Origin of the sequence: Microcystis sp. BLCC-F209, assembly GCF_041928595.1 — a bacterium.
GTDB lineage: Bacteria > Cyanobacteriota > Cyanobacteriia > Cyanobacteriales > Microcystaceae > Microcystis.
In genome coordinates this window covers 1-6,586 of sequence record NZ_JBHFLL010000204.1, presented here as the reverse complement: position 1 = coordinate 6,586, position 6,586 = coordinate 1, and the positions used below count along the sequence as shown (strand labels likewise).

Sequence of the window (6,586 nt, the reverse complement as noted above, 5' to 3'; positions counted from 1 at the left end):
TGATAACTGATAACTGATAACTGATAACTGATAACTGATAACTGATAACTGATAACTGATAACTGATAACTGATAACTGATAACTGATAACTGATAACTGATAACTGATAACTGATAACTGATAACTGATAACTGAAACTGCTTAAACCCAAGAATGGAGAGCGCGTAATTGGGGGGTTTTTTTAGCTTGGTGGCTCTGCATTCTTTGTAAAACATCATCGAGAATTGTCACCGCTTCCCGGATATATTCCCCCTTATTCAGCATGACACATTCGGCCCTTTCGGCCATAGCGGCATCGGTAATCTCGGCCCGGGAGGGAATACTTTTCTTGACCAGATTTTCTAGGACTTGGGTAGCCCAAATTACTGGAATATGGGCCGCTTCGCATAACCAGAGAATTTCCTCTTGAATTTCTGCTAATCTTTGATAGCCAATTTCTACAGCCAAATCACCCCGGGCAATCATCACCCCAAAAGGTTGTTTACCGGCGGCATGGATGATTAATTCCGGTAGATTTTTTACGGCTAAAGGTGTTTCTATTTTGGCCACAATTGCTTTTTGTCGCCAAGCATCCCCCAAACGACTTTGTAACTCTAGCTGTAGTGTCTCGATATCGCTGGCTTTTTGTACGAAAGAGTAACCGATAATATCGGCATTTTCGGCAATAAAATCTAAATCTTGCCGGTCTTTTGCGGTCAAAGGATCGATATTTAAGACCGTATCGGGGAAATTTAAGCCCTTATCTGCTTTGAGTTTTTCCCCTTTCTCCCTAGCGTGGGTAATTTTTAGTAAGAGACCTTCTGGCATTATGGCAATAACTTCAGCCCCGATATGACCATCATCAATCCAAACTTTCGCCCCGACGGGAATTTGGGGAATAATCTCCGGTTGGGAACAATTAGCCTGAAAATACTGAGGATGGGCAGTATGGGGCGGTTGGGTGGTTAAGAGGAGAAAATCCCCTTGATATAGTCTGGTTTGGGACTGGGGGGCTAAAATCTGTTCTAAACGGATTTTCGGGCCGGCTAAGTCCATATAAACTTTACAGGTATGTCCATTGACTAAATTTTCGGGATTTTTGACCGCCTCGCGCAGATTTTCGATCATTCCCTGCCACTCTTTGGGTCCATCATGGGCGCAATTAATGCGAATACAGTCCATCCCGCAACGCAGTAATTGAGCGATAAAATCGGGGTCGGTTGCCGCCTCCGTCGGCATTGTCACCATAATTCGCACCCGACGCCGGGGGGAAGGCAGGCCGAAAACTTCGGCGCTATGGGAGGCTAAAAGTTGATCTCCTTGGAAAAATGCCTCTAAAGGGGGATGTTTTGGCAATAATGAGGCTTCTTGATGACAAACCGCCCCTAAAGTGGCAATTACGGCATCGAGGGTCGGTAAAACTTTCGATTCAATCCGGCCGAGGGAAGATAATCCCCAGGGCATTAAAGCTAATTGTAAATCCCGGATATCTTCTTGTCTCAGGGCGAGATAATAGGCTAAATTACGGGTGCTAGGTTGAAAATTATCCTTTTCAATCAGGTTTTTCCACTGCTGCAATTTCTCCTCTCCTTCTACTGTCACAAAATGCCGTAACCTTTGCAAATGATGGAGGAGAGTTTGGGGATAGGATAATTGTTCTCGTTTGAGTTGTTCTGAGAGAGTTAAAGACATAAAATCAAGTAAAAATTAAAAATCGTCAATTAAGTAAGTGGTTTCAATTAAATTGAAGATAGATTTTAGGTTCGATCCCCCCTGCCCCCCTTGATAAGGGGGGTGCCGATAGGCGGGGGGATCTGACAACTTTTAACGCCTACCTACTTAAGTAAGTGGTTTCAATTAAATTGAAGATAGATTTTGTCCTTGATCCCCCCTGCCCTCCTTGATAAGGGGTGATTAAGGGGGGATACCCCTTGATAAGGGAGGTATCTGACAATTTTTAACACCCACCTACTTACTAAGGCAATACTCGCCTAGAAAATGATCACTTTCACCGCTCATATTGCTTTTGGCTGGTTATGGGTTCAGTTCTCAGGTATAATCTCTCTGTTTCTATACTAAGCAAATATCCCGCCTCTAGAAGTTAATTTTTGCTGCGATTTATGGCGGTTATCTTCATGGTGAGGTGGGAAGTTTTGGTTTTCGGGGTTCGCTGGTCGGTGTTCGATACTAGAAAAGCTAGGTTTATCGGTGAAAAATTATCGATAAGCTTCCCTGTCTTATACCTTTGATATTATTAAAATAATGGCGGACATTGGTTGAATCAATTATCTTTTTTGAGCTATATTCAGGCTGTATAAAGTGATTAGTAACTACAGTATTAAGTTTTATGAAGGGAGGGAATGCTCCAGAATCGCGACTATAATGAGTAAACAGATCATTCCTGTGTCGGCGAGAGCGAGAAAATATGTCTGCCACTGAATACGAAGCAATTATCGGTTTAGAAACCCACTGTCAACTCAACACCAAAAGCAAGATATTTTGTCCCTGTCCCACCAACTTCGATAGTCCCCCCAATACTAACGTCTGTCCCGTCTGTTTGGGTTATCCTGGGGTATTACCCGTCCTTAACCAAGAGGTCCTAGCCAGTGCCGTTAAACTGGGATTAGCTATCGATGGTAAAATTACACCTCATAGCAAATTCGATCGCAAACAGTATTTTTATCCCGACCTGCCGAAAAATTATCAAATTTCCCAGTATGATCTCCCTATTGTCGAACAGGGTCAACTAGAAATCGAGATCGTCGATAAAAAAACTAAGGAAGTTAGCCGCAAAATTATCGGCATTACCCGTCTGCACATGGAAGAAGACGCGGGAAAACTGGTTCATGCCGGCAGCGAACGTCTCTCCGGTTCCACCCATTCCCTCGTGGATTTTAATCGTACAGGTGTACCATTATTGGAAATTGTCTCGGAACCGGATTTACGCACTGGGGCCGAAGCGGCGGAATATGCCCAAGAATTAAGGCGTTTAGTGCGTTATCTCGGCATCAGTGACGGTAATATGCAGGAAGGTTCCCTGCGCTGCGATGTCAATATTTCCGTTCGCAAAAAAGGCACTGAAAAGTTCGGGACTAAGGTAGAAATTAAAAATATGAACTCCTTTAGTGCTATCCAAAAAGCCATAGAATACGAGATTGATCGACAAATTGAAGCGATCAAAAATGGGGAATTGATCGTACAGGAAACCCGTCTTTGGGAAGAAGCTACTCAACGGACGATTAGTATGCGGAAAAAAGAAGGTTCTAGCGATTATCGCTATTTTCCCGAACCGGATTTACCCCCCCTAGAAGTCTCCCCAGAACAGTTAAAAGCTTGGGCGGAAGAATTACCGGAATTACCCGCGCGTAAACGTCGTCGTTATGAAGAAGAATTTGGTCTTTCCGCCTACGATGCCAGGGTTTTAACCGATGATCGCACCGTGGCCGAATATTTTGAAACTGCTGTAATTGCGGGGGCAAATGCGAAATTAGTCGCTAACTGGATCAGTCAAGATATCGCCGCTTATTTGAATAATAATAAGCTGACGATCACAGAAATCGCCCTGCAAGCGTCAGACCTAGCCGAATTAGTTAAACTGATTGAAACCGGAACAATTAGTGGCAAAATTGCTAAGGAAATTTTACCCGAACTTCTCACCCAGGGCGGTTCACCCAAAGCGCTGGTGGAAAAGAAAGGATTAATACAAATTTCTGACACTTCTGCCATCGAAAAACTGATCGAGGAAATTATCGCCGCCCATCCAAGTGAGTTAGAAAAATTCCGGGCTGGTAAAACCAATCTTAAGGGATTTTTTGTCGGTCAAGTCATGAAAAAAAGCGGCGGTAAAGCCGATCCTAAATTAACTAGCCAAATCTTAGATCAAAAACTTTCTGGTTAGTTATATTCAGTGATCAGTAATCAGTAGAAATTATGAATTATGAATTATGAATTATGAATTATGAATTATGAATTATGAATTATGAATTATGAATTATGAATTATGAATTGGGGAGGGGGGAGAATAAATAAAAACACTCTCCCGAATACTGTCTCCTCTCTCCTGTTTCCTGTCTCCTGAGAGCTAAAATAACCGATAACTGAAAATGCCAAATTCCCCAACAAACTCGCAATTAAAGCCTAATAGCCCAAAAATTCTCGCTGTTGTCAACGGTAAAGGTGGTGTGGGTAAAACCACCACTGCGGTTAATTTAGCGGCAATTTGGGGGCAGAATCAGCGTGTTTTGCTGGTGGATGCGGATCCGCAGGGTTCCTCCACTTGGTGGGTGGAAAGAAATCAAGCGGGTATGGTATTTGATTTAGCCAAGCAAATCAATACAGAGAAATTAGGAGAATTGCGTCAAATTATCGAGTACGATCTGATCGTGATTGACACACCACCAGCTTTGCGCTCCGAATTACTTACGGCAGTAATAGCAGAATCAGATTATTTAATTTTACCGACTCCTCCCGCACCGATGGATTTAATGGCTTTAATTGACACGGTACGCACGGCAGTTAAACCCCTAGGAATTGCCTATCGGGTTTTATTAACAAAAGTGGATTCTCGTAGTCTTAAGGAAACTTTAGAAGCACAAAATACTTTATTAGAATTAGGTATTCCCGCCTGTCATGCTTTTGTCAGAAATTATAAGGCCCACGAAAAAGCCGTTTTAGACGGGGTTGCTATTACCAATTGGCGGGGTAAAAACGCCCAAGAAGCCAGCGCCGATTATCGTCGTGTGGCCGAAGAATTAGAACGGGATTGGTAGATTTATCGACAGGTTTTCTAAGCACAATATTTTTGCAGTAAAGAAATGACTAAATCTAGACCATCGGGCTGAACTTGAACAGTATAGGCTTCGGCTTCAATTTGTCTGCTAAAACCCTGATAATTCATAAAAAATCTTCTGGTCATTGCCGGGGGTTCTATACCTAAATTAAGAGCTTGAACTGTTTTGCCCCCATGACAAAGTTGAGCGGCATGGACAGCTTCATGAATTAATGTTGGTCGAGCAATACCTAAGTCAAAAACTAGGGGATGAATCCAAATCATTCTAGTTTTACTATCAAATAAACCGTAGGCTCCTCGCACTGGTGGCGGGGCAAGTTTGACGATAAAATTGTGTTTTTCTAGAGCTTTTTGCAGACGTAAAAAATCAGGATTCGCCGCTGATAAATTCTCTTCTGCAGCTAATTGCATTCCTAGAAAAACAGCAGCGATTGTGTAATAAATGCCCATCGGGTGATAGTTCCTATTAAAAAAATATCAAAATTAGCAGGAGGTTATTCATTGATGAATCGAACCATCGGGGAGAATTGTTCCTGTTAAAATTGCTCCAGTTAATTTCACCATAATACGCTTACCAAAGCCAATTTTTGCCCCGCGTAAATCTGCCGCCGACAGATCCGCCCCGCTTAAATCCGCCCCGATGAGATTGGCTTCCTGTAAATTTGCGCCTTTAAGGTTAGCTTCGAGGAGATTGGCGCGAAAAAGATTAGCTTTGTACAGATTAGCCTTTTCTAGGTTAACTTTGTGCAGGAAGCTATCGCTTAAGTCGGCATGGCTTAAATCTGCCCCGATGAGACTGCGACTAGAGAGATCTTTTTCTTTCAGGTTAGCTCCCTGTAAATCGGCTCCGTTTAAATCCCGATAGTGAGGGCGCCAGGCGGCATGATTGTGGACCTGATGGTTATTCTGGGAGTGGCTGTGTTGACTATGGGTTTGTTGACTATGGGTTTTATGACTATGGGTTTGTGAATTTTGGCTGGGTTGGCTAGGGTGAGGCTGATAGGGGGAGGCAGTTTTATAGGCGTGGGCGGGCTGTTTTTCAGTTTTAGGGGGGGAATTGGAGCGTTTAGGAGAATTTTGATGAATTTGCCGCAATTGTTCCCTAGCGTGGTTAATTTCTTGCAGTTTAGCGGTGGCTTTTTCCAAAAGACGCTGATTATCTTTGGGAATGCGATCGGGATGCCAAATAAACACCAAATCTTTGTAGGCTTGATTGATCTCGTCGAGAGATGCCCCATGATCTAACCCTAAAACTTTATAGTATCGCTCCAATTCTTTCATTATCGAAGTCCTAATACAAGGATAAAAGCATTAATGGCTACAATTTCTCTGAGTCTTGTCGGATTTTCTAGGAGAGGATTTCTTTCAGCATAATTTGACTCTCGGAGAGTTGCCATAAAATTTTAGAAAATGTCTGGTAATTAAGAAAATCTCGTTTTTCTATCCTGTTTTGGATCGTAACTGTATAGCACATAACAGCAAAACTAGCAAGTTTTTGATACAAAACTTAATTTTTGCTGTGGGGAAGTGGGGAGGTGGGGTGTGGGGAAGTGGGGAGGTGGGGAAGTGGGGAAGTGAGGAGGTGGGGAAGTGGGGAAATTGAACTAAAACCCCAAAACCCCAACACCCCAAAACCACAACACCTAAAAACTGCCGACCGCCGACCGCCTCCAGACTTCTGTATGATAAAACTTGTACCGATAGGATAAATAAAGGTTGTGAAATTTGGTCATTGGTTGGGGATTATCTGTTTAATAAATGATCTGTATGTATTGTGGCAGATTATACAGCTGTTATTATTGATTTTAAAGGCGATA

Annotated in this window: 5 protein-coding genes; 2 read left to right on the top strand and 3 right to left on the bottom strand. The window is 42.8% G+C overall.

Translation table 11 applies throughout. From position 1 onward, the window contains the following. Positions 1 to 142 precede the first annotated feature (142 nt). The gene (locus tag ACE1AQ_RS13190; protein WP_008205756.1) at positions 143 to 1,672 is read right to left on the bottom strand and encodes a pyruvate kinase; all 1,530 of its coding nucleotides are present in this window, start codon (positions 1,670 to 1,672) and stop codon (positions 143 to 145) included. Positions 1,673 to 2,405: 733 nt separating this feature from the next. On the opposite strand from ACE1AQ_RS13190, the gene gatB reads away from it, so the two are divergent. Continuing rightward, entirely contained in the window at positions 2,406 to 3,878 is a 1,473-nt protein-coding gene (gene gatB / locus ACE1AQ_RS13185; protein ID WP_106909026.1) for an Asp-tRNA(Asn)/Glu-tRNA(Gln) amidotransferase subunit GatB, read from the top strand. A gap of 205 nt (positions 3,879 to 4,083) precedes the next feature. Then, positions 4,084 to 4,749 (top strand): ParA family protein, encoded by a 666-nt coding sequence (locus ACE1AQ_RS13180; protein ID WP_008205760.1) that lies wholly within the window; start codon positions 4,084 to 4,086, stop codon positions 4,747 to 4,749. Between the two features lie 17 nt (positions 4,750 to 4,766). Here the strand turns inward: ACE1AQ_RS13180 and ACE1AQ_RS13175 are convergent, their stop codons facing one another. Then, positions 4,767 to 5,219, bottom strand: a complete 453-nt coding sequence (locus tag ACE1AQ_RS13175) for a hypothetical protein (RefSeq protein ID WP_110545819.1) — start codon at positions 5,217 to 5,219, stop codon at positions 4,767 to 4,769. A gap of 48 nt (positions 5,220 to 5,267) precedes the next feature. Further along, on the bottom strand, positions 5,268 to 6,050 hold the full coding sequence (locus ACE1AQ_RS13170) for a pentapeptide repeat-containing protein (RefSeq protein ID WP_374808553.1): 783 nt from the start codon (positions 6,048 to 6,050) through the stop codon (positions 5,268 to 5,270). Positions 6,051 to 6,586: the final 536 nt, after the last annotated feature.

Bases quoted from the DNA above. Each gene is read 5' to 3' on its own strand.
- ACE1AQ_RS13180 (WP_008205760.1), top strand. From the start codon at position 4,084: ATGCCAAATTCCCCAACAAACTCGCAATTAAAGCCTAATAGCCCAAAA.
- ACE1AQ_RS13190 (WP_008205756.1), bottom strand. From the start codon at position 1,672: ATGTCTTTAACTCTCTCAGAACAACTCAAACGAGAACAATTATCCTAT.
- gatB (WP_106909026.1), top strand. From the start codon at position 2,406: ATGTCTGCCACTGAATACGAAGCAATTATCGGTTTAGAAACCCACTGT.
- ACE1AQ_RS13170 (WP_374808553.1), bottom strand. From the start codon at position 6,050: ATGAAAGAATTGGAGCGATACTATAAAGTTTTAGGGTTAGATCATGGG.
- ACE1AQ_RS13175 (WP_110545819.1), bottom strand. From the start codon at position 5,219: ATGGGCATTTATTACACAATCGCTGCTGTTTTTCTAGGAATGCAATTA.